Source organism: Flammeovirga kamogawensis (assembly GCF_018736065.1).
GTDB classification, from domain to species: Bacteria; Bacteroidota; Bacteroidia; order Cytophagales; family Flammeovirgaceae; genus Flammeovirga; species Flammeovirga kamogawensis.
This window is the reverse complement of sequence record NZ_CP076128.1, coordinates 4,644,139-4,667,875: the sequence shown is the minus strand read 5'-3', so window position 1 is coordinate 4,667,875 and position 23,737 is coordinate 4,644,139. Positions and strand designations below refer to the sequence as shown.

Here is a 23,737-nt window from a genome sequence, read left to right as displayed (position 1 = left end):
AACGCAATAGTTAGTTAGATATAATTTGCTTTTATCAAAAATAGTCTTTTTCTACTGTTTTAAAAACTTAGATGAGTTTTAAGCCCAAAATAGATGCATCGTCTTGTTGATTTTCTTCTCCTTTCCATTCAATAAATGTTTTTTGTACATAATCTTTTTGATTATCAATAGATTCAGACTGAATATCAATTAGAAGCTCTTTTAAACGTGATTGTCCGAAAGGAATATTTTCTTTATTTGTTTGATTTATATAACCATCACTAAACATATAAAGGTTACAATTTTTAACTCTATTCATAGGCAAATAGTGATTTTCAAATTTCACATGTTGTTCACCATTCACTCCACCAATACCTATATTATCACCTTGAATTTCATCTAAAACTGTATCTCTATAAATAAAAATTGATTGATTAGCTGATGAGAACTCAATCATTTGTCTCTGACGATCATATACGCACACAGCAAGATTTACAGGGTAATCAAATACAAATTCATCATGCTTTAACATATCAAGTATCTGACGGTTTAATGTTTCAAGAATTCTATCTGGCGATGATATTTTCTTAACATTTACTACATCATTAATTAAAGAGTTGATTACCATACGGTATAATGCGGCATCTGTATTATGTTTATTTGTATCTCCTAAAAAGAAAAATAAACGACTGTCTCTTTCAAAGGATAAGATAAAATCACTCGATATATCACTTTTTAAGCTCGACATATGAAAAAAGTTTTCTACAGATGATGAAAAAACACTTGCATCAAACAATTTTACTTTCAATACTCTTTTAATTGACCTTATTGTATTTTCTACTCTTTGATTAACCTCTGAATTTACTGCTTCTAATGCACTTACATTAGCAACTAAACCTTTTGTTTTATCAATTTCTTGCTCTAATAATTCTGATTTCTTAGATAATTTCTTTTCCGTTTTTTCATATTTAGCTTTCAGCTTACCCCCTTTCTCATGTTGCTCTTTAACTAAGGCACTTATACTTTCTAGTTTAGAGAGCATATCTTCTGTAACCCCTGAGTTTTCAAAATTAGCGGCAGTAAATACTTTTGGTCTATCAACTAATTCTTCTAAAGCTTTTCGTAACGCATAAATTGGCTTTGCTAATTTTCTTCCACCCTGAACAACTGCAATAATAAAGAACGCAGCAATTATAATTAAAAGAATATTTATATAAATCCTAACATTGGACCACCCAATAATCGCTTGCGTTTTTTCATATTCAACTACTAAATTCCAATTCAATCCATCTTTTCTGATAGGTTGAATCATTGCTAATGATCTTATCCCGTTTACAGAAGCAACATCAATAACACCTCTATTAAATTGATCCAACTCATCTATAATTTGTTGATCAACCTTTTGGATGCCAATTATAGTATTTAGTTTTTTTGCTTTATCTAACTCTTCTTTAGAATAATTTTGCTGAGAAAGTCTTAATAACACTGCAGATGGATTTAATTCAAACTGCTTAGAGTTGCTCCTTAATTTACCATCCGAACCGACAAATAGCACATCTGTACTTTGTTCTAAATTTGCATCAATAAACTTACTTAACTCCCATTTTCTAGGATCAAAAACATAAGCTAAAACTATATTTGAGTTACTAATTTTAGACAACAGAAAAATTCTAGGAGCACCACCTTGTAATGAATAAGCATAAATATCACCCCAATAAACCTCTTTTTTATCATTCGTAATATTCTTAATTAGTGTTGATAATTTAAAAGGTATAAAAGCATTATCATTTATATTTAAGCCTATTTCTTGTCCTTTATTAACTGAATTAATTACAGTTTCCTTTTTAGTATCTATTACTAGAACATCTTCAGCTTTAGCAATTTCTTTGGCTATTTTTAAGTGTCCATCAAAATCAATGGTTCCATCTGACTTATCACTATTGATAAATAATGCTGATAATTCTATAACATCTCTACGTTTGTTTTCTAGTTTTCTATCTGCAAAACTAGAAACCGTTATTGTAATTTGTTTTAAATATTGATCAATTGATTTTTTCTCGAACCTAGTAATTATACTATTTATCCCTGCCACTAAAACAATAAGTGCAATGATTACTATAGTAAAAAAATAAGAAAATATACTCGACTGTATCTTTCTAAACATCTCTATTTATATCTATATATTTCTAAAAGCACATATACTAATTATAGTACTTTCTATTAATCTATTTTTTGCTTGTAATATACTAGATTAAGTATCACTTATAAAGCGATAAGTTCTGTATTACATGAATTAATTTACAAAAATACCATTTTCAATTAAAACTCAATAAAGATCAAAAAAAAGAACCTGTTAGAAGTACATCTAACAGGTTCTATTAAGAAAGATTATAATTTTTCAACTATCTCATTTCTTTATATTTATTGATCAACTGATTCGTAGAAGAATCATGTGATGTAATCTTATCATTATTTTCCAATTCAGGAAGAATTTTGTTTGCTAATTGCTTACCTAATTCAACTCCCCATTGGTCAAAACTGAAGATATTCCAAACTAAACCTTGCACAAAAATCTTATGCTCATACATTGCAATTAAAGTACCTAATGTAAAAGGTGTAACTTTTTTCATTAAGATTGAGTTTGTAGGACGGTTACCTTCAAACACTTTAAATGTTTTTAATTTTTCGATTTCTTCATCTGATTTACCAGCTGCTTTAAACTCTGCTACTACAGTTTCTTCAGATTTACCGGTCATCAATGCCTCTGTTTGTGCAAAGAAATTAGATAACAATTTAGCGTGATGATCTCCAATTGGATTCTGAGATATTGCTGGAGCAATAAAATCTGCAGGAATCATTTTTGTTCCTTGATGAATCAATTGATAGAATGCGTGCTGTCCGTTAGTACCAGGTTCTCCCCAAATAATAGGACCTGTTTGGTAATCTACAACTTCACCTGCTCTATCTACATTTTTACCATTAGACTCCATATCTCCTTGTTGGAAATAAGCAGCAAAACGATGCATGTATTGATCATAAGGTAATAATGCATGACTCTCCGCTCCGAAGAAGTTATTATACCATACTCCTAATACTGCTAATAATACAGGAAGATTTTCTTCAAAATCAGCTGTTTTAAAATGGTTATCCATAGCATGAGCACCTTTTAAAACTTCTTGATAATTATCAAACCCAATACTACAAGCAATAGATAAACCAATTGCTGACCATAAAGAGTAACGACCACCTACCCAGTCCCAGAAACGGAACATGTTTTCAGGAGCAATACCAAATTCACGAACTTTTTCTTCGTTAGTTGATAAAGCAACGAAATGCATCATAATATGATTTTCACTTTTTGCTGCATCTAAGAACCAATCTCTTGCAGAGTTGGCATTTGTCATAGTTTCTTGCGTAGTGAAAGTTTTTGATGCGATAATAAACATTGTTGTTTCAGGATTCAACCCATTTAATGTTTCAGCGATATGAGTACCGTCTACATTAGAAACAAAATGAACATCTACATTAGTTTTATAAGGTTTTAAAGCCTCTGTAACCATGTAAGGACCTAAATCAGATCCACCAATACCAATATTAACTACATCTGTGATAGATTTACCAGTATAACCTTTCCATTCTCCAGAAGTTACTTTTTCAGTAAATTCCTTCATTTGGCGAAGAACATGGTTTACTTCTGTCATCACGTCTTCTCCGTCAACTTTCATTGGCTCATTAGACTGATTACGAAGTGCAACATGGAATACTGCTCTATCTTCTGTTTCGTTGATATGCTCTCCAGCAAACATACTTTTAATACCTTCAGCTACACCCGTTTCTTTTGCAAGATCAAGTAATAACTTAAGCGTATCATCATTGATTATGTTTTTAGAATAATCAACAAAAATATCATTAAATGTAAGTGAGAATTTATCAGCTCTATCTTTGTCTGTATCAAAAAGGTCCTTCATTTGCACATCTTTCATGTCAGCAAAGTGAGCTTCAAGTGCTTTCCATGCAGTTGTGGATGTAGGATTTACTGTTTTCAACATAATATATTGTATTAATTTTGTTACAAATTTTTTGTGTAAGAAAATTTGTAGTGCAACTTTTCTTACAATGCACAAAATTACAATTTCAAATGAATGTAACAAGTTGATTTTACTCACACTTTGATGATTTTTCACATCATTTCATAATGAAATTAGATTTTTGAGAGAAAAACATTGAATATAAAAAATAGTCATGCTCTCTTTTTCAATAAGAACATGACTATCAAGTATTTATAATTGTACTTTATACAAATATTAAATATTAAAGTGGATACCTATTTGTGCACCACTTCCAATAATTGCTTGTAATCCAATTTTTTCATTAATATGGTATTTTCCTCCAATACCAATACCCCACCATAGTGCATTAGGTGCTCCAATATTAAATCCGATATCACCACTAGCAAAAACATCCCATTTTGGATGGGTAATATTTAATACTCTATCAGCATACCATCTAAATCTAGCGCCTACTGCTAATGAATTATTTTTATCATCATGGTTTTGCCAAGATTGATATGCTAAAGAAGCACCAACAGTAAAATCTTGACCTAGTTGTGCAATTTCATAATCTGCTTGTACACCAAGGGTATTGTTACTAAAACCAGATGTAAATCCGATATTTAATGTACCTGGACCACTAAAATTTGCTCCTCCTGTTTGTTTAGGTTTTGACTCTTGTGCCATAGTAGTAATTGATACTAAAACCATTGCGGCTAATACCAGCACGTTTTTAAATAAATTCATAACAGTAATTAGGTTTATTTATACAGTAATTAATGACAGTAACCTGTCTCTTGTTTTTGTTAGCGCAATGTTATGAATAAAAATGAGGTAATTATGCATCTAAAATTGAACTTACTTCTTTATTTATCAAAAATTTAGACAACAGGTTTGAATATTAATCCTTTTAAACAAAACAGATTGTAAGACATAAAAAAAACGACACCTAAATGTCGTTTTTCTCTTTTTTAATGTTCTATAAGAAAGCGTATCGCTCTACATCATCCTTTGTAATTTCTGTAGGACTCATAATTGTAAGTCTTTCAACAACATTACGCAACTCCCTAATATTGCCTGTCCAACCAGGCTCTTTCATTTTATCTAGAGCATCATCTGTGATTTTGGTTTCAGGGCGACCATATTCTCCAGCAATATCTTTTAAGAACTTCTTCACTAATAAAGGAATATCTTCTTTACGTTCTGCTAAAGAAGGTACTTTAATAACAATTACACTTAATCTATGATACAAATCTTCTCTAAAATCTCCTGATTTAATCATCGTTTTAAGGTCTTTATTTGTTGCCGCAACAACTCTAACATTAACCTTAATTTCTTTATCTCCACCTACTCTAGTAATTCGATTTTCTTGCAAAGCACGTAAAACTTTAGCTTGTGCAGATAAACTCATATCACCAATTTCATCTAAGAATAGAGTTCCTTCATTGGCCTGTTCAAATTTACCTATTCGTTGCTTATGAGCAGAAGTAAAAGATCCTTTTTCATGACCAAAAAGTTCACTTTCAATTAACTCAGAAGGTATTGCCGCACAATTTACTTCAACAAGTTGTTGTTTAGATCTAGGGCTTTTACCATGTAACCAACGTGCAACTAATTCTTTACCAGCACCATTTGGTCCAGTTACTAAAACTCTTGCTTCCGTCGGAGCTACTTTTTCTATAGTTTCTTTCATTTGCAAAACAGGTTCTGTTTCACCAATGATATCATATTTTTTAGCTACTTGCTTTTTAAGTACCTTAGTTTCTTGAACTAAAGAAGATTTATCTAAAGCATTTCTTACTGCTAAAAGTAATCTATTTAAATCGGGTGGTTTAGAAATAAAATCAAAAGCTCCTTTTTTAGTAGCATCTACAGCAATATCAATATTTGCATGTGCAGAGATCATAATAAATTGAGGAGCTTTCCCCATTTCCATTGCTTTTGTTAGAACTTCAATACCATCTTTTTTAGGCATCTTTACATCACACAAAGCAACATCATAATTATTTACAACAAGTTTCTCAAGTGCTTCCTCCCCGTCTTTTGCTTCATCGACCTCATAATCTTCGAATTCTAAAATCTCTCGAAGTGTATAACGTATACTTTTCTCGTCGTCAATAATAAGTATCTTCTTAGCCATCTGTATAGTATAATATTGTTCCTTAAAAAATTACCAAGCCACTTCAACGCAATACTCACTGCCTTGACATTCACCAAATTCAAATTCCATTTCTGCATCAGCAAAATGTTTGGTGACTACTTCCATTAATTTTGCAACTTCTAGAGCTCCCAAAGCTGTCATTCCACTTGGTGTTAGAATAGCAACTTCTAATGTTTGAGATGAGGCCGCTTTTTTAAAATACAAACATTGTTTTTCTGTATCATTTAATAAGCTTTCTAAATCAGAGCCTGCTGCTGTAAAATTTCTCCTCATCCTAATTAAATATTAATGTTTCGTTAAAAAGTTTTATACTGATTATATTCATCAAATATACACTTCTATTCATATTTATCTAAATAATATTATCCATTTAAAACACCTTTCTCCTATCATTTTTTTGATTTATTCAAATAAATAATATCATTTAACTCTAAAATTAACTATTTTGAAAAGTGAATTAAAATCGAATCGATTACTTATATAACTAACATGAAAAAGACGTACAAAAAACTTCTTCACCTCTATTCCAGAGCAGGTTTTGGTATAGACAAGAAGAATGCAGATGAACTTATTACTAATAAAGACTGGATTAGTTCTTTGGTGTATCCCAAGGAAATTAAAGATTTAACTTACGATTTACCAGATAAACCTGACGCTCCTTATAATAAAATGGATGCCGATGACCGCATGTCTATGAGAAAACAAATGCGTCAGTTTTCTAGAGAAATTAATATAAAATGGATTGATGAAATGGCTCATGGAGACAATGTCTTGGTAGAAAAAATGACACTCTTTTGGCACGGTCATTTTGCTTGTAGAATTGTAGATCCATATAAATCATTACAGTATACTAATGTAATTCGAAAAAACGGTTTGGGTAATTTCAAAAATCTAGTACTAGAAGTTTCTAAATCTTCTGCTATGATAGATTACCTGCATCTTAAACAGAACAGAAAGAGAAAACCAAACGAAGATTTTGCACGTGAATTATGTGAACTTTTTACACTTGGACGAGATACTGTTTATACAGAAAGTGATGTAAAAGAAATTGCACGATGTTTTACAGGCTGGAATTATAAACAGAAAACTTTACAATATCGTTTTATCCCTAAACAGCACGATACAGGAGAAAAAACTATTTTCAATAAAACAGGAACTTATAGCGGTGAAGATGTGATTAAAATGATCACTTCTCAAAAGGAATGTGCTAAGTTTATCAGTAAAAAGATTTATGCTTATTTTGTAAATCCAATCCCTAATGAAAAGCACATTAATTTAATTGCTGATAAGTTCTATAATTCAGATTATGATATTGCAGAAACAATGGCATTTATTTTCAATGCCAATTGGTTTTATGCTGATGAAAATATTGGAGCTAAAATAAAAAGCCCAATAGAACTCCTTGTTTCTTTAAAGAAAAGTTTTGGTTTAAACCCTGTAAATGAGCAAAGTTGGATAATACTTCAAAAAAATCTAGATCAAGAATTATTCAACCCACCAAATGTTGCTGGGTGGCCTGGTAATAGAGATTGGATTGATAGTTCTAGACTAGCAATGCGACTAAGATTACCTTCTATTCTTCTAAACAATGGTGATATTCCTATTGCTTACAAAGAAAATTACGATGAAGACCCCAACGATAATCGTAATAAAAAACAAATGAAATACATCCGTAAATTTAAATGTGCAATTGATTGGAATTCAATTGAAGAGACACATCAAGAGGATGTTAAAAAATGCACTCTAGAAGAGCTTTTAATTAGAGGGGAATTATCTAGTAGTGCTCAAAATTATCTAAAAGCTAATGCTTACGATGGTTTTAAAGAACGTGTCATTCAAATTATTTCATTACCAGAATATCAACTTTGCTAAAGTAGGAAATCATGAAAAGAAGATCATTTTTAAAAAAGTCATCTCTATTAACTGCAGGTACTCTTTTTACACCTTTATTTTTACAACAAACTTTAGGGCAAATACAAGAAGAATACAAAGGTAAAAGAATAGTTATTATCCAGTTTTCTGGAGGTAATGACGGCCTTAATACTGTTATACCTTACTTAGATGACAATTACTACAAAGCACGACCAAACATTGCAATACAAAAAGAAAACTTAATTCAATTAGATAATAATTTAGGTATTAATGGCCAGATGAAAGGTTTTGCAGACCTTTTCCATAAAGGTTATGTATCTATTATTAATAATGTTGGTTATCCAAACCCAAATAGATCACACTTTAGAAGTATGGATATTTGGCATACTGCCAGTGATGCTAACCAATACCTAAATACTGGCTGGCTGGGTAGATACATGGATGCTAATTGTTCTAAACCACGAGAAGGAATTGAATTAGATAACACCTTATCTCTAGCAATGAAAGGTAGTAAAATTAAAGGCATTGCTGTTGACAATCCTTATACATTTTACAACACTTTAAAAGTAGGTCAATTTGATACACTTGCATCTGGAGATGTTGAAAATTTAAACGAAGAAAATCAAGGTTATCTATATAAAACGCTTACTGAAGCAAATCAATCAGCTGAATATATATACCAACATAGTAAAGTCTATAAATCGAAGACTACTTTTCCTGATACTGCACTTGGAAAAAATTTAAAAAGTATTGCAGAGCTAATTCAATCAGGTATGGATTCTAAAGTCTATTATGCTTCTTTGGGTGGTTTTGATACTCATGCAAGTCAGATTCCTCAACAGAATAAATTACTAAAACAATATTCTGAAGGTGTTTCTGCTTTTGTTGAAGAATTAGAAAAAACAGATCACTTTAAAGATACAGTGATTATGACTTTTTCTGAATTTGGAAGAAGAGTAAAGCAGAATGCCAGTAAAGGAACTGATCATGGTGCTGCAAACAATGTATTTATCATTAGTAAGCATCTTAAAAAGGAAGGTATTATTAATGAAAACCCTGATTTAGTAAATTTAAATAGAGGTGACCTTATACATTCTGTTGACTTTAGAAGTATTTATGCTGATTTATTAAATAATTGGTTGAATGTTAGTAGTTCAGAAATTATGTCAAAAAATATTAATGAACTATCATTAATATAACACTTAATTGCTTGAATAGCATATTATTACTTACTTACAATTAATTACTAACAACCTACATTAAATTGTACCACTTAAACATAATATGCTAAGCAAATTTCATACTTTCATCCTATTTTTTGTCACTAATATTATTTGTATAAGTTGCCAATCGATTGATATAAAGGATGATGAAAAAATAGTTATTGACCATAAAAGTAATAATATCCCTCTTTTTTTTCCGAACTTAAAAGACAGGTTTGGAGATGATGCTTTAGACATTAAACAAGTTGATGTTAAAAGCAATAACGATGGTATTATTATAAATGCAGATATTATATTAAAAAACGGAAAAATAGAAAATAGAACAATAAAACTTAGTCCTGAAGAAATGGAAAAAGTTGTGAATAGATTAACTACATCACAAAATTTCCAATGGGCTGATAATATTGAAGGAAATATTAATATTGAACTTTCTGATAATAACGGAAGACAACATAGGGTTATTAAATATGAAAAATCTATTGATGAAACTTCATTACCAAGTGATGAACATTTATATAGAGAAGAAATAGAAGATGCTATCCAAAAAGATTATCATCAGTCTATTAAAACGATTAATAACATGAATGTTGAAATCAATAATGAATTGACTAAAATCACTGCAGATGTCACTTTAGCAGATGGCAAAACGGTTAAGCAAGTAATTAATAAATCAACCGATCACGAACTTCATGATGTTGATGAAGAAATGAAAGTCAAAATGATTATGATTGAAGACAAATAAAAATATCTTCCATAAAAAAAGGTGATACAAAAATATATCACCTTTTTTTATGGATCAGCAATTAAAACTTAGTCTTTCTTACCACCTCTATACATTTCGTATTTAGCTAGTCTACATTCTATTGCTCCATTATACAATTCTATTCGCTTACTAGGTCTAAGACCAACAAATTTTAGAGCTCTCATGTTTCCACTAAATATCCAAGCATCATAACCTGAAAAATCTTGCTTTAACTTATCTCCCATTTGCTTATACAATTCTTCAATATCTTTACCTATACGCTCACCATAAGGCGGGTTACATACAATAATTCCATTTTCACCAATTGCTTTACGATCAAAGAAACTATTTTTAGAGATACGTAAATCTTCATCTAAACCAGAACGTTCAGCATTTGCAAAAGAGATATCTATTGCTTCCCTATCTATATCAGAACCAACAATTGGCACTTCTATTTCTACAACGGCTCTCTTCGCTTCTCTAAATACTTGATTCCATAATTTACGATCATATTGTTTCCAATTCATAAACGCAAATTTTCTTTTAATTCCAGGTGCTGTATTACTAGCAATCATTGCTGCTTCTACAAGCAATGTTCCAGAGCCACACATTGGATCTAAGAAAGGACGATCTCCTTTCCAGCCCGTTAGCAAAATAATACCAGCTGCTAAGACCTCATTTAAAGGTGCTTGGCGTTGTTCAGACCTGTACCCTCTTCTATGTAAAGACTCCCCAGAACTATCTAAAGATAAAATACATTCTCTTTGAGAAATGTGAATGTGAATTTGAATATCTGGCTGGTTAACATCAACATTAGGTCTTCTTTTAAAGATTTCCGTAAAATGATCTGCTATAGCATCTTTAACTTTTAATGCTACAAATTTAGAATGGGTAAATGTTTCCGACCAAACAGTACTATCAATAGCAAATGTACCATCTAAATCAATATATTTTGCCCAGTTTACCTTTTTAACTCTATCATACAATTCTTGCTCATTTCTAGCTCTGAATTGTTTAATAGGTAATAATATTTTTAAAGCAGTTCTTAAATGAAGGTTCGCTTTATAAAGAACTTCATTGTCCCCTTCAAAAGTTACAGCTCTATTTCCTGCTTTTACGTTTTTTGCACCTATTTGTATAAGTTCCTGTTTTAAGACTTCTTCTAAACCAAAAAAGGTTTTAGCGGTCATAGGAAAAATTTGATCTTGATCTGCCAAAGTATTCGGAGTTTTATAATCTATTGTTGCAAATGTACATAGAAAATATTTGAGACAATACTTTACAAAGAATCATTGACAATCCTCTATATTTTATTCATTAAAATGATATCATCAATTTCTTCAGATCTAGCGAGTGTGTATACAACTCCTCCATGATTTAGATGATGCACGTTATCAGGATATTGTTTTTTTATATTATTTATAACAGCCCAAACCGTTAGGTGCCCTGGATATGATTTAATATCTTCCTCGTGCATTGCCCCAACCTTAAGTCCCATCTGCACAGTTTTTCCATCTTCAAAATGAACAACAACACAAATGGGTGTTTCTTTGTCCAATTCAGGGTAAAACAAATAGATTCCATTTTGTCCTTGATGTTCATCGTCTAATTCATACTTTCCTGAAGCAGATAATGCGTCTTCAAATTCTTCTAAAGACTGTCCAAATTGAAAACCAAAAGGATACTCTTGAGCAAAAACAGCAACCGATACAATTGAAAAGAAGAAAGTTAATAATAGTGTTTTCATTACAATATTTTTTAATTTAAATGGGTTTACAACTAATATAAAAAATCAATTTTTTCTATCTTAAAATTAAAATATATCAATTGTCATATTCTCAAAAAATTAGTATTAAATCATGAATGAATATCAATTAAAAAAATTAATAAAACATGGTGAATCAAAGATGTTAGAATTTAAGCTTAGAGTAACAAAACCAGATAGATTTGCAAAAACACTCACTTCTATTGCAAACACTAAGGGTGGGATACTTTTAGTTGGGGTTAACGATCAGCAAGAAATTATAGGTATAGACCCTTTCGAGGAAAAATATGCAGTAGAACAAGTTCTTAAACATCATGTATCTCCTTATTTAACAATTGAATTTTTAACTATTGAAACTAACGAGGGAATAGTTCTACTCTTAGAAATCCCAAATAGTCCCTTAAAACCACATAAAGCACTTTCAAAAGAAGGGAAATGGATAAGTTATATCAGGTACAATGATAAAAGTGTAGTAATGTCTTCTAAATCAATAAAATTAGCAGCTAATGAGCAACCAAATACAACCTCCAAATTGAAACGGAGATTTACAAAACAAGAAACTTCACTTCTAGAGTTTTTAGCAGAAAATGAAAAAATCACTTTAAAACAATTTTGTAAGTTGGTTAACTTTTCAGAAAGAAGAGCCCGACGCAATCTTCATGAATTAACTGTTATCGGGCTACTTCAAGAACATTCTATAGAAAAAGATATCTTTTATTCGTTAGGATAAAGTAATGGATTTACTATCTGAACCATTGCCAATATCATTGCTTGTTCATAGTATTCTGTTCTTCCTAAAGCACCTAAAGTTAACGAACCTACCGCCCCTCCTTTTTGCTTTGAACCAACTTCATTAAAAACCTTATCATTAGCATACCCTAACTCTACACCACCTTCTACAAGCTTTTGAACTTTTGGAGGTAGATAAAAAATACCAGTTTGTGCTTTACCTAAACGGTCTTCTTTATCAATAATACACATCCAGGCAAAAGCAAACATTTTCCCATCAGCATCTGTATCGATTCCACCTTCCATTCCAACCCAATAATCTGCATTCACCTCCAAATTTCTAGCATTTGTAGCTCTATTAAATGCTCCCTCCCAAGTTTCTTTAGTTGACATTGGCTGGTCTGCAACTCCAGAGGAGACATCTACTCCTTGTACTTGGAATTTTACATTTGGTAATATTTTATTCATTCCTGATAATGCCGCGTTAATTTTTACAGGATTTCTTGATGCTACAACTATCTTTTTATTCATATTTTGAACATTTTCTATTATTTTTAACAATGCAAGTTGAAAATATAAACGAAATCTATTACTTTTGACTTACTTTTAAGCTACAAACGTAATAAAGCATTCCGTTTTCATCAAATATCTTAAAAAAGTCATGTTAAAGAACCTTTTGATCAAAAATTACGCATTAATAGAACATACAGAGATAAATCCTGATAAAGGATTAAACATTATTACTGGTGAAACTGGTGCAGGTAAATCTATTATGTTAGGTGCTCTCGGTCTTTTAAAAGGTGGCAGAGCTGACACAAAAGCATTATTTGATCAAAAAGCAAAATGTGTCATTGAAGGCTCTTTCGACATATCTTCTTATAAAATGGAATCAATCTTTATTGATTTAGAACTAGACTACGAAAACGTAACTTTATTAAGAAGAGAAATAACTCCGCGTGGTAAATCTAGAGCATTCATTAACGACACTCCTGTACGTTTAGATGTTATGCGTAAAATTAGTGAGCGTTTAATGGATATTCATTCGCAACACGACACTATGCAACTTGGATCAAATATTTATCAACTTAACTTAGTAGATACTTATGGTAAATTAGAAGGAAAAGTTGAACATGTATTTGTAGCTTATAAACAATACAAAAAAACAGCACAAGCATATAAACAACTTCTTGATGAGTACCATCAAGTAAAAGAAGAATTCGAATTCAATCAATTTCAACTAAAAGAATTAGATGATGCTAATTTAGATGATATTGATCAAGATGAATTAGAAAAAGAGCTCGAAAAGCTCGAAAATGCCGAAAATATCAAGGTTGCTCTAAATACAGTGTTAGATGCACTTAGCAGGTCAGATTACTCAACTGATTCCACTATCTATTCAGCAATTACAGATGTAAATAATTTAGCTGATTATTCTAAATCATTGTCTGATATTAGAGAACGCTTAGACAGTTGCCATATAGAACTTCGTGATATCATTTCTGAAATAGAATCAGAGGAAGATAATTTATTTTTTGATCAAGAACGTATTTTCATGATCAAAGAAACTTTAGATCAACTTTATGGTTTACAACAAAAACATAGAGTTAATGACCTTCAGGAATTAATTGAAAAAAGAGATTCCATTCGTGAAAAAGTAGAAAAAGTAGAAAGTTTTGATGAAGCTTTACTTGAAGCTGAAACGGAAAAGAAAGCAGCATACGAAGCAATGTTAGAAATTTCCGAAATTCTTTCTAAAGCCAGACAGAAAGTTATTACTCCGCTTGCTGAACAACTAAACGCCACACTTTCAGATTTGGGAATGCCAAATGGTCACCTTGTTATTGACCAAAGAGAAACAGACCCAACAGCTTCAGGTATGGACGAAGTTGAAATTCTATTTACAGCAAATAAAGGGAGAAGCCCACTTCCATTAAGAGATGTGGCTTCAGGCGGTGAATTTTCTAGATTAATGCTTGCTATTAAATATATTCTTGCGAGTAAAACAGCATTACCTACAATTATATTTGATGAAATTGACACAGGTATTTCTGGTGAAATAGCCATAAAAGTAGGTCATATCATGGAAGAAATGGGTAATAATCATCAAGTATTTACAATTAGTCATTTACCTCAAATTGCTGCTTTAGGATCTAAACATTACTATGTATACAAAGATCACGAAGGTACATCTACAGTGAGTAAAATTAAAACATTAGATCATTCTGAACGAGTTACAGAAATTGCACAAATGATTGGAGGTTCAAATCCTAGTGAGGGTGCTTATCAAAGCGCTAAAGAATTAATAGGGTAATATAAGATATTATAAACAGTTCTAGAGGCAGCCTACAAATTCAGTTTCGCCGCTTCTAGGACTTTCTACTTTAAAGCTTAACATTTTATTCAATAAATCGACCTCTCCTTTTAAAGATTCTTCAGATTCATTACAACGTAGAGTAAAAAGGTCTTCAGACAATTCATCTGTAACCAATGGCATTGTTTCTCCGCTTTGACAGCCATCCATAATTATTTCCAATCTCAATTCGTTTGCCTCGTCCATTGTGATAGATGTTTGACAATCCATTTCGTATTTAACATCATCTTCTACTCTAAATAATTTACCTGAGTAGCATCCAGTTGCTCTTGTTAAGTCAACTCTTTCATTTAAATCTAACATAAGTCAAAAATAGGTAGTGTAGTAAATTCAAAATTAGCTGGATTAGATTATTTCAATATCTGAAGGGTATATCTAAATTCTAATCAATTGTTTAAGTGATAAATAAAGGATATTTATCTCTTTTTATCAAAGAATACTTCAAAAATTTAAGGAAATAATCACAAAACTGTTTTTAGCTAATTCAAACTTGGGTTCATGTCTAATTTAAATTACGCAAAAAGTGAGAATCACCTTAAAAATCATTTTATAAAAATTGTAATAAATCAACTAGACCTTGTATGTTTGCACCATTAAAATTATTCTAACTGGAAAATAATACATCATATTTTTTAAGTCATGGACGCAATAAAAAGCACTAAATTAGAATTCGAAAATGCCACTGGAGTTTACCACGGCAAAGTCAGAGATGTGTATTTCTTCGATAAGAAGATTGCTATCGTTGCCACCGACCGAATTTCAGCATTCGATGTTGTTCTAAAAAGAGCAATACCTTACAAAGGACAAGTGCTGAATCAAATTGCAGAAAAATTTCTAAAAATGACTGCAGACATTGTTCCTAACTGGTTAGAATCTACTCCTCACTCAAATGTTCATATTGGTAAAAACTGTGAAGCTTTTGCTGTTGAAATGGTTATTAGAGGATATTTAGCTGGACATGCATGGAGAGAGTATAGAGAAGGGAAAAGAATTCTTTGTGGTGTAGCTCTTCCTGGAGGTTTAAAAGAAAACGATAAACTTCCTGAACCAATCATTACCCCTACTACAAAAGCAATGGAAGGGCATGATGAAGATATTTCTAGGGAAGAAATTCTTGCTCAAGGAGTTGTTTCTGAAGAAGACTATGTTCAGTTAGAGAATTACACTAGAGCATTATTTAACAAAGGGACTGAATTTGCCAAAGAAAGAGGTCTTATTCTTGTTGATACAAAATATGAATTTGGCAAAGTAGATGGCAAAATCTATCTAATTGATGAAGTTCACACTCCAGATTCTTCACGCTATTTTTATGCTGAAGGGTACCAAGAACGTCAAGACAAAGATGAACCACAAAAACAACTTTCTAAAGAATTTGTTCGTCAGTGGTTAATTGAAAATGATTTTCAAGGAAAAGATGGTCAAGAACAACCAATAATGTCTGATGAGTTTGTAAATTCTGTTTCTGATAGATATATTGAACTTTACGAAAACATAACAGGCGAAATATTTGAAAAATCATCTTATGTAAATCAAGAAGATGAAATTTTCAAAGCAATTAATACACAATTAGGATAATTTAATGTTGTCTTGTAAAAAACTGTGTATATTGCAATCGTATTAAAATAGACTATATAAAGAAATTATGAGATTTTCTGTAAATAAAAGCGAGAAATATACCGTACTTATTCCTGAAGAAGAAAAATTAGACTCTTTAAAGGCACCTCAGTTAAAAGCCGAGATTGTCACAATGTTCCAATCTGGTACTGAGAATTTAATTATTGATTTATCAAGTGTAAAATACGTAGATTCATCAGGACTTAGCTCTATTTTAGTTGCTAATCGTTTAGCTGGTGAAGTAAACGGTAGATTAGTTCTTGCTGGCTTGAATGAGCACGTGATGAAGCTAATCAAAATTTCTAAATTAGAAACGGTATTGAACTTATTGCCAACAGTGCAAGAAGCTATCGATTCTGTATTCTTACATGAAATTGAAAAAGATATTGAAGGTGAAGACGAAAACTAAGTCTTTTTCTTATAAGATATAAATAAAAGCTCGATTCCTAATCTTTAGGATTCGAGCTTTTCTAGTGATTATAGGTACTACTAACAATCAAACCGTTGTCATTCGAAATCACCATATTAGGTTCTAGTGCCGCCGTTCCTGTAAAAGGTAGGCACATGACATCACAACATGTACGTATAGGAAATCAACAATTTTTAATTGATTGTGGTGAAGCTACGCAACATCAATTGATAAATTTAGGCATCAGTTTACATAAAATTGAGCATATCTTTATCAGTCATTTGCATGGCGACCACTTTTTTGGTCTCCCTGGATTATTATCTACGATGAATATGCAACGTAGAACAGATCCACTATATATTCATGGACCTAGAGGTTTAGATGAAGTACTTCTTGCAAGTTTTAAACACACAAAAACTGACCTTAGTTTTAAAGTGTTCTTGTACGATAATCCTACTATGTTTCCAGAAGTAATTTATGAAAATGAAAAAATTACTGTAGAAACAATCCCTCTTACACACCGTGTACCTTGTACTGGTTTTCTTTTTAGAGAGAAACAAAAACAACATAGAATAATTCCAGAAAAACTTCCTTCTGGATTACCTTTTGAAGCTTTTAGAGCTTTAAAAAGAGGTGAAGATATTGATTTTCAAGGAGAAAAGATTTTCTATAAAAACGTAACACTTCCACCTAGAAAATCTAGGTCTTATGCGTTTTGTTCTGATACAAAATATAGTAAAAGTGTAATTTCTAAAGTTTATGGTGTAGATGTTTTATATCATGAATCTACTTTTATGCATAGACATTTGGAGAGAGCTAATACAACATTTCATACTACTGCAAAACAAGCTGGAACTGTTGCTAAAGAAGCCAAAGTTGGAGAGTTACTTATTGGTCATTTCTCCGCAAGATATGGAGACCTCAATACTTTACTAGAAGAAGCTAGAGAAGAATTCCCTACGACTGAACTAGCAAAAGAAGGAAAACAATTCTCAATTCTAGAACGTGATTAATAGTACACTTTCTTATTTTACTTCCTCAAGTAATTTTCTAAACCAAATTTCATTGCTTTAGATTACACATTCTATTTACAGCTTTACTTTATAAATCTTATCAGAAAAGGACAATTTATTGTATATTGTCGTATCAATATAAATATAAAATTATGCCATTCGGATTTTTCAAAAAGAAGAAAAAAGAAGAGAAACATTACGATCCTACAAATATTACAATTAGAGATATTAGAAAAGGATATGTACTAGATTACGACTTACAAAGTTGGGAAGTAACTGAAGAATTTGAATACGACTGGGGAGACAATGACTTCTCTTATGAATTTAAATTAGAAAGTGCTAATGATGCTGTTTTTCTAAGCATTGAAGACAGTGATTTTCTTACAGGAACAATATCTAGAAAAGTTAAATGGGGTAAACTTCCTGATGAAGTAGATGATGCTCTTGAAACGAAAGGCAAACCTCCAAAAAAGATTGTATTTGACGGGAAAGTATATTATCGTGATATAAAATCTGTAGGGTATTGGAGAAATATAGAAAATAAAGAAAGTGCTCCATATATGGTATGGGAGTATTATGATGACTCAGAAAAATATGTACTTTCTTTAGAACAATTTGATGATGAAGAATTTGAAGCATCACTTGGTATCGTAGAAGAACCAGATGCTTTTAGTAATATACTGCCAACCACTTAGTATTAAATTTCGTTTACAATTGTAACGCATTAATTTCTAAGTAAATCAAACAACTATTAAAAATGAGAAAAATTCTCGCATTTATTTCTTTCCTGTTTTTGATTTCATGTACATCACAGGAAACATTCAAAAAAAATCCTGTTGATCAGCTAATTGTAAGTATGTCTAATGTGAATAATTTCACTATTATACTACAAGACATGGATGCTGAAGAACATTTATTTTCATCGGATCATTACAGACAAAAGTTTAAAGTGATTACAATGGGAGCTGATAGTATTCCGCAAACTAAAGAAACTGAATGGTACGAAGTATCTGAAACATTCTTTAATTTACATTCTGGTGATATTGGGATGGAAGTTGCTTCAAAAGTTGACGGAAAACTTAGTAAACAAGTTTCTCCTCCTGGTTATTCTGGATATGTAGGAAATTCTCAGTATGGAGAATGGAAAACGAACCCATCTACTGGAACAAGTTTCTGGGAATTTTATGGTAGATACGCTATGATGCGTAGTATCTTTGGAATGGGTTATTATGGTCCTGTATATAGATCAAGTTACATGAATTATAGAGGATATCATTCTTCTGGAAGAAATTATTACGGAGGAAGTTCTGGATCTCCAAGATATGGTTCATATTCTTCTGGTGCTCAAAAATCAAATCCTTCATTTTCTAGACGAATGAGTACTAGCTCTAGCTTTAGAAATACTGTTGGAAATAGCGTTAGTCGTTCTCCTGCCAGAACTGCTGCTGGATCTAGAGCTTCAGGATACAAAAGCTCTACATCTCGATATGGGAGTGGTTCTTCAAGTAGATCTAGATCATCTTCTAGCGGAGGGAAATAATCTAAATAAAAAAATTATACTAATATAAACCCTCGTTACACTCGAGGGTTTTCTTTTTTAACAAACAATGGCTTCATTTTTATCAAAGTCAAACACTTTAAAATTGGCTTTATTTGCTACTGGCCTATCTGGTATCGTAGCAGAATATGTTTTATCTACATTAGCCACTTATTTTTTAGGTAATTCAGTTTTACAATGGACACTTACTTTATCCTTCATGCTTTTTGCTATGGGGTTAGGAAGTCGATTTAGTAAATACCTTGACAAGAATTTAATCGAAAAATTTATCGTTGTTGAGTTTATTCTTTCTTTCTTAGTTTCATTCAGCTCAATTATTGCATATGGCATTTCAGCTTATGTAAGTTTCGACAAATCACTTTATGTATTTCCATTACCAATTGACGGGGTACTTATTTATTTTACAAGTATCTGTATTGGCTTTCTAATTGGACTTGAAATTCCTTTAGCAACGAGATTGAATGATTCTTTTGAGTCTCTCAAAGTAAATATCTCCTCTGTTATGGAGAAAGATTACTTTGGTAGTTTAGTTGGTGGTTTATTCTTTGCATTTGTAGGACTTCCTTTTCTTGGTTTAACCTACACTCCTTTTGTTTTAGGATTTGTAAACCTTTCTGTAGCAATTCTTCTTCTTTGGAGGTTAGATGATATTATAGATACAAAATGGGTAAATAAATTAAAGATTAGCAGCGTTGGGTTATTTGTTATAATTGGCGTAGGAATGGTATTCGCACAGGATGTAATTAATTTTGGCGAACAAAAATTATACAAAGATAAAGTAGTATTTCAAGAGCAAACTTCATATCAAAGAATTGTAGTTACGCAATGGAAAAATGATTATTGGTTGTATTTAAATGGACACCTTCAATTAAGTACTTTCGATGAGTGGTTATACCATGAACCTATGGCAATTCCAGCACTTAAACTTTCAGGACATCCTGAAAATATTTTAATTCTAGGTGGTGGAGACGGTTGCTTGGCTAGGGAAGCATTAAAATTTCCATCGGTTAAAAAAATCACATTAGTTGATCTAGACCCAGCCATTACAACTCTTGGTAAGGAAGATCCAATTTTTAGAAAACTAAATAAAAATGCACTTAACAATGATAAAGTTACAATTATCAATACGGATGCATTTACCTTTTTAGAAAAAACTAATGATTTCTTTGATGTAATATTAATGGATTTCCCTGATCCTAAATCTATTGAACTTGGGAGGTTACAATCTGCAGAAACGTTCAGAATGTCATGGCATCACTTAAGACCTAATGGCGTAATAATTACTCAAGCAGGTAGTCCTTATTATGCTACAAAAGCATTTTATTGTATTGAAAAAACAATGCAAAGTGCCGGTTTTAATACAATTCCTCTAAGAAATCAAGTACTTACTTTAGGTGAATGGGGTTGGATTATGGGAACAAAAACTATGTCTCCTCAACAAATGAAGGAGCGTATTAGAACTTCTAATTTAGATGACATTCCTACTAAATGGTTAAACCAAGAGGCTCTAAATTCAATTACTTCTTTTGGAAAAGGGCTTATTGAATTTGACAGTAGCAAAATTGAAATAAATACGGTTCATAACCCTGTATTACCAACATATTACGGGAAAGGCAATTGGGATTTATTCTAATCAATATTATTATTTTCACGAATAGCATCTTCTATTAAAGAAGGTGCTATTTTTTTCTTTGGACTAAGGTTGCCTTTTTCATTCATTTGATGCACTAAACTAATTAAATTTCCTTTCCCTTCAGTCAGTTTACCAATTGCTTTATCTACCTCTGTTTTAGAGTCACCCACTTTCTTCTGAAGCACTAACATAGTATCCACAAACCCTCTTGCTTTATCATATATTTTTGTAGCATGGTTTACTAAGTCTTCAATATTTTTTTGTTGATGCTCATTTCTCCAAAGTTCTTCAATCACTTTTAAAGTTGCCATTAATGTAGTTGGTCCAACAAGAACCACTTTTCTCTTATATGCATAATCCCATAATGAATCATCGTATTGCAAGGCAACTAAAAACGCAGGTTCTACAGGAACAAACATAATAACATAGTCCAAACAGCGTATCCCTTCTAATTTCTGATAATCTCTTTTTGCAAGTTCTTCTACATGTGCTTTTAAAGCTCGAATATGTAATGCTATTTCTTTTTCTTGCTGATTATCTTGCTCCGCATTCACAAACCGCTCATATGCATTTAAAGAAACTTTAGAATCAATTATTACTTGTTTCTCTCCTGGGTAATTAACTACTACATCAGGGCGTTGTTTCTCCCCTTCATCAGTAGAATAAGTTGGCTGAATATAATATTCACTTCCTTCTCTTAACCCAGATTTACTAAGGACAGAATCCAAAATCATCTCGCCCCAATCTCCTTGCGTTTTTTTATCTCCTTTTAATGCTTTTGTCAAGTTTTGTGCATCCTCAGAAATTTGATTATTCATCTTTCTAAGCATTTCTAATTCAGTTCTCAAAGAAGTCCTTTCATTAGATTCTTTACCATAATTATCTTCAATTTTCTTTCTAAAGCTTTCTATTTGATCTTTAAAAGGATGCAAAATTGTATTAAGGTTAGATTTATTTTGATCTGTAAATTTTGATGACTTTTCTTCAAAAATTTTATTTGCTAAATTTTCAAATTCCTTTTTAAATTGTTGATTCAAATTTTGTAAATCTATAGCATTTTGATTTAAACGCTCTTGCATACTTCTATTTATTTCACGGAGTTGAATATTTTCAGTTTTTAATTCTTGTTCGCTTTCTTTTAAATAGTCTAACTCTTTTTCTATTGATTTTTTATTCTCATTTAGAGTCTCTAATATACCTTTAGTGTTTGCATAGTTATTAGATACTTCGGCAAGGTTACTATCTATTATTTGATATTTATTCTGTACATCAAGAAGTTGATTTTTATAGGCTGTTTTTTCTGTTTCAGCAACAGATAATGATTGTTTTAGTACAGTATTTTCATTTATCAAATTCTGATTTAATTGAGAAGCCTCATTTTTTGCTTGAGTTAGTTTCAAGCGTTCTTCCACTTCCACCTTAAATTGATGTTCTTGTTGAGCATATTTTTGTTTTAAGAAAAAATATACGATTACAACTAATAAAACAGCTATTACGATTAAACATGCTACAATTAGCACAGCAATGTTCATTGACACTTCTACATCCATCTCTGTAAACTTCAAAAAATACAATAATTCTATTCGAAATTACTAATAAATTAGAGGATAGAAAAGAATTATACAAATTTGAATTCTCAATTAGAACTAAAAATAAACAAATCCTGTTAAATCAGATAAGAAGCTCTTTTACCCCAATTAACCTACTATTTCTATGTCGACACCTAACAACTCATTACAAATGATTGCTTATTCAATTCAGAATTTACTCACTTTAAAAGATGACAATCAAAAAATACATTTCGATAGATTAAAATTACAGGTAGATATTGTTGCCAATGAACTCAGATTAGGTAGCATCCGACAATCCGAACTAGACATTATACATAATACATTTACAGATGAATTTTTAAACGATTCATTAGTGGGCCATATTATACGCAAGCCTTATGGGTATAATGAAGATTTCAGAATAACAGATGCAATACATGATAACTTTTTATCTGATGATTACCCTAATTGGGATAGATTAATTCATGCATCATCTATTGCTAAGAGTATAAAAAGTAGAAAAGAATATTTTAAAAATTATTTAACGCACAAGCTAAATAAAAGTACTACACCAAAAAAAATGTTAATGATAGCCCCAGGTTCGGGAAGATCTTTATTAGAGTTATACAAAAGAGTAAACCCTAATCTTAAAACTGATTGCTTAGACTTAAACAAAAATTCTATTCACTACTACAGAGGCTTAACACAAGAATTTAGCAATCAGATAAATTACATAAATGAAAGTATTCACTCTTTTAATGTTACAGAAAAATATGACATGGTTTGGATAGAAGGAGTTTTTGAGTATATGGATGACGTTACTTTTGTTAATACACTAAAACAAATTCAAACCTACATTAATAATGACGGGGACATTGTTATTAGCAATATCAGCAAAAAAAATACTTCTAAAAATATAATGGAGATATTATTTAATTGGCAATGCACATATCGTAATAGATTGGAATTAAACAATTTAGCTATAAAGTCAAATTTAAAACCTTCTCAAATTAATATAAGAAAAGATGCTATTGGGATAAACTCATTTCTACACATTAAATAATATATG

General features: G+C 31.1%; 22 protein-coding genes. 12 read left to right on the top strand and 10 right to left on the bottom strand.

All coding sequences use genetic code 11. From position 1 onward, the window contains the following. Nucleotides 1-67: 67 nt before the first annotated feature. From KM029_RS18955 to KM029_RS18935, 5 genes are all read right to left on the bottom strand, one after another. Nucleotides 68-2,143 (bottom strand): PP2C family protein-serine/threonine phosphatase, encoded by a 2,076-nt coding sequence (locus KM029_RS18955; protein ID WP_144074754.1) that lies wholly within the window; start codon nt 2,141-2,143, stop codon nt 68-70. A 238-nt stretch (nt 2,144-2,381) separates the two neighbouring features. Continuing rightward, entirely contained in the window at nt 2,382-4,028 is a 1,647-nt protein-coding gene (gene pgi / locus KM029_RS18950; protein ID WP_205125451.1) for a glucose-6-phosphate isomerase, read from the bottom strand. A 255-nt stretch (nt 4,029-4,283) separates the two neighbouring features. Continuing rightward, nucleotides 4,284-4,775, bottom strand: a complete 492-nt coding sequence (locus tag KM029_RS18945; protein WP_144074753.1) for a hypothetical protein — start codon at nt 4,773-4,775, stop codon at nt 4,284-4,286. A gap of 232 nt (nt 4,776-5,007) precedes the next feature. Then, entirely contained in the window at nt 5,008-6,168 is a 1,161-nt protein-coding gene (locus KM029_RS18940; RefSeq protein WP_144074752.1) for a sigma-54-dependent transcriptional regulator, read from the bottom strand. A 30-nt stretch (nt 6,169-6,198) separates the two neighbouring features. Next, nucleotides 6,199-6,462, bottom strand: coding sequence for a hypothetical protein (locus KM029_RS18935; protein ID WP_144074751.1), 264 nt, complete (start codon nt 6,460-6,462; stop codon nt 6,199-6,201). Between the two features lie 216 nt (nt 6,463-6,678). Here KM029_RS18935 and KM029_RS18930 point away from each other — a divergent pair, with 216 nt between their 5' ends. The 3 genes from KM029_RS18930 (at nt 6,679) to KM029_RS18920 (ending at nt 10,026) form a co-directional block, all read left to right on the top strand. Further along, nucleotides 6,679-8,061: a DUF1800 domain-containing protein gene (locus tag KM029_RS18930; protein ID WP_144074750.1), complete on the top strand. Its 1,383-nt coding sequence runs from the start codon at nt 6,679-6,681 to the stop codon at nt 8,059-8,061. A gap of 11 nt (nt 8,062-8,072) precedes the next feature. Continuing rightward, nucleotides 8,073-9,260: a DUF1501 domain-containing protein gene (locus KM029_RS18925; protein ID WP_144074749.1), complete on the top strand. Its 1,188-nt coding sequence runs from the start codon at nt 8,073-8,075 to the stop codon at nt 9,258-9,260. Nucleotides 9,261-9,345: 85 nt separating this feature from the next. After that, on the top strand, nt 9,346-10,026 hold the full coding sequence (locus KM029_RS18920; RefSeq protein WP_144074748.1) for a hypothetical protein: 681 nt from the start codon (nt 9,346-9,348) through the stop codon (nt 10,024-10,026). Between the two features lie 68 nt (nt 10,027-10,094). Here KM029_RS18920 and KM029_RS18915 read toward each other — a convergent pair whose 3' ends face one another. Together KM029_RS18915 and KM029_RS18910 are read right to left on the bottom strand one after the other, a co-directional pair. Then, the gene (locus KM029_RS18915; RefSeq protein ID WP_240050317.1) at nt 10,095-11,243 is read right to left on the bottom strand and encodes a THUMP domain-containing class I SAM-dependent RNA methyltransferase; all 1,149 of its coding nucleotides are present in this window, start codon (nt 11,241-11,243) and stop codon (nt 10,095-10,097) included. An 86-nt stretch (nt 11,244-11,329) separates the two neighbouring features. Further along, nucleotides 11,330-11,773, bottom strand: coding sequence for a hypothetical protein (locus KM029_RS18910; protein ID WP_144074747.1), 444 nt, complete (start codon nt 11,771-11,773; stop codon nt 11,330-11,332). A gap of 112 nt (nt 11,774-11,885) precedes the next feature. Here KM029_RS18910 and KM029_RS18905 point away from each other — a divergent pair, with 112 nt between their 5' ends. Beyond that, nucleotides 11,886-12,521 carry an ATP-binding protein gene (locus KM029_RS18905; protein WP_144074746.1) on the top strand — a complete coding sequence of 212 codons (636 nt, stop codon included), beginning with the start codon at nt 11,886-11,888 and terminating at the stop codon, nt 12,519-12,521. On the opposite strand, the gene yjjX is transcribed toward KM029_RS18905, so the two are convergent. Continuing rightward, nucleotides 12,506-13,051 carry an inosine/xanthosine triphosphatase gene (gene yjjX, locus KM029_RS18900; protein ID WP_144074745.1) on the bottom strand — a complete coding sequence of 182 codons (546 nt, stop codon included), beginning with the start codon at nt 13,049-13,051 and terminating at the stop codon, nt 12,506-12,508. The genes KM029_RS18905 and yjjX overlap by 16 nt on opposite strands. Before the next feature lie 130 nt (nt 13,052-13,181). On the opposite strand from yjjX, the gene recN reads away from it, so the two are divergent. Beyond that, nucleotides 13,182-14,831: a DNA repair protein RecN gene (gene recN / locus KM029_RS18895; protein WP_144074744.1), complete on the top strand. Its 1,650-nt coding sequence runs from the start codon at nt 13,182-13,184 to the stop codon at nt 14,829-14,831. Nucleotides 14,832-14,852: 21 nt separating this feature from the next. Here the strand turns inward: recN and KM029_RS18890 are convergent, their stop codons facing one another. Next, on the bottom strand, nt 14,853-15,194 hold the full coding sequence (locus KM029_RS18890) for a hypothetical protein (RefSeq protein WP_144074743.1): 342 nt from the start codon (nt 15,192-15,194) through the stop codon (nt 14,853-14,855). 336 nt (nt 15,195-15,530) lie between these two features. Between KM029_RS18890 and KM029_RS18885 the strand changes: the two genes are divergently transcribed. From KM029_RS18885 to KM029_RS18860, 6 genes are all read left to right on the top strand, one after another. Further along, complete coding sequence (locus KM029_RS18885) at nt 15,531-16,466, top strand: phosphoribosylaminoimidazolesuccinocarboxamide synthase (RefSeq protein ID WP_144074742.1); 936 nt, start codon at nt 15,531-15,533, stop codon at nt 16,464-16,466. 67 nt (nt 16,467-16,533) lie between these two features. Beyond that, complete coding sequence (locus KM029_RS18880; RefSeq protein WP_144074741.1) at nt 16,534-16,914, top strand: STAS domain-containing protein; 381 nt, start codon at nt 16,534-16,536, stop codon at nt 16,912-16,914. Between the two features lie 95 nt (nt 16,915-17,009). Further along, nucleotides 17,010-17,927 (top strand): ribonuclease Z, encoded by a 918-nt coding sequence (locus tag KM029_RS18875; protein ID WP_144074740.1) that lies wholly within the window; start codon nt 17,010-17,012, stop codon nt 17,925-17,927. Nucleotides 17,928-18,079: 152 nt separating this feature from the next. Beyond that, a complete protein-coding gene (locus KM029_RS18870) occupies nt 18,080-18,622 on the top strand; it encodes a DUF4178 domain-containing protein (RefSeq protein ID WP_144074739.1) in 543 nt (180 codons plus the stop codon). Nucleotides 18,623-18,684: 62 nt separating this feature from the next. Next, complete coding sequence (locus KM029_RS18865) at nt 18,685-19,467, top strand: hypothetical protein (protein WP_144074738.1); 783 nt, start codon at nt 18,685-18,687, stop codon at nt 19,465-19,467. A gap of 67 nt (nt 19,468-19,534) precedes the next feature. Then, entirely contained in the window at nt 19,535-21,118 is a 1,584-nt protein-coding gene (locus KM029_RS18860; RefSeq protein ID WP_144074737.1) for a polyamine aminopropyltransferase, read from the top strand. Here KM029_RS18860 and rmuC read toward each other — a convergent pair. Beyond that, nucleotides 21,115-22,683: a DNA recombination protein RmuC gene (gene rmuC / locus KM029_RS18855; protein WP_144074736.1), complete on the bottom strand. Its 1,569-nt coding sequence runs from the start codon at nt 22,681-22,683 to the stop codon at nt 21,115-21,117. The two genes, KM029_RS18860 and rmuC, sit on opposite strands and share 4 nt — an antisense overlap. Before the next feature lie 148 nt (nt 22,684-22,831). Between rmuC and KM029_RS18850 the strand changes: the two genes are divergently transcribed. Continuing rightward, the gene (locus KM029_RS18850) at nt 22,832-23,731 is read left to right on the top strand and encodes a class I SAM-dependent methyltransferase (RefSeq protein ID WP_144074735.1); all 900 of its coding nucleotides are present in this window, start codon (nt 22,832-22,834) and stop codon (nt 23,729-23,731) included. Nucleotides 23,732-23,737: the final 6 nt, after the last annotated feature.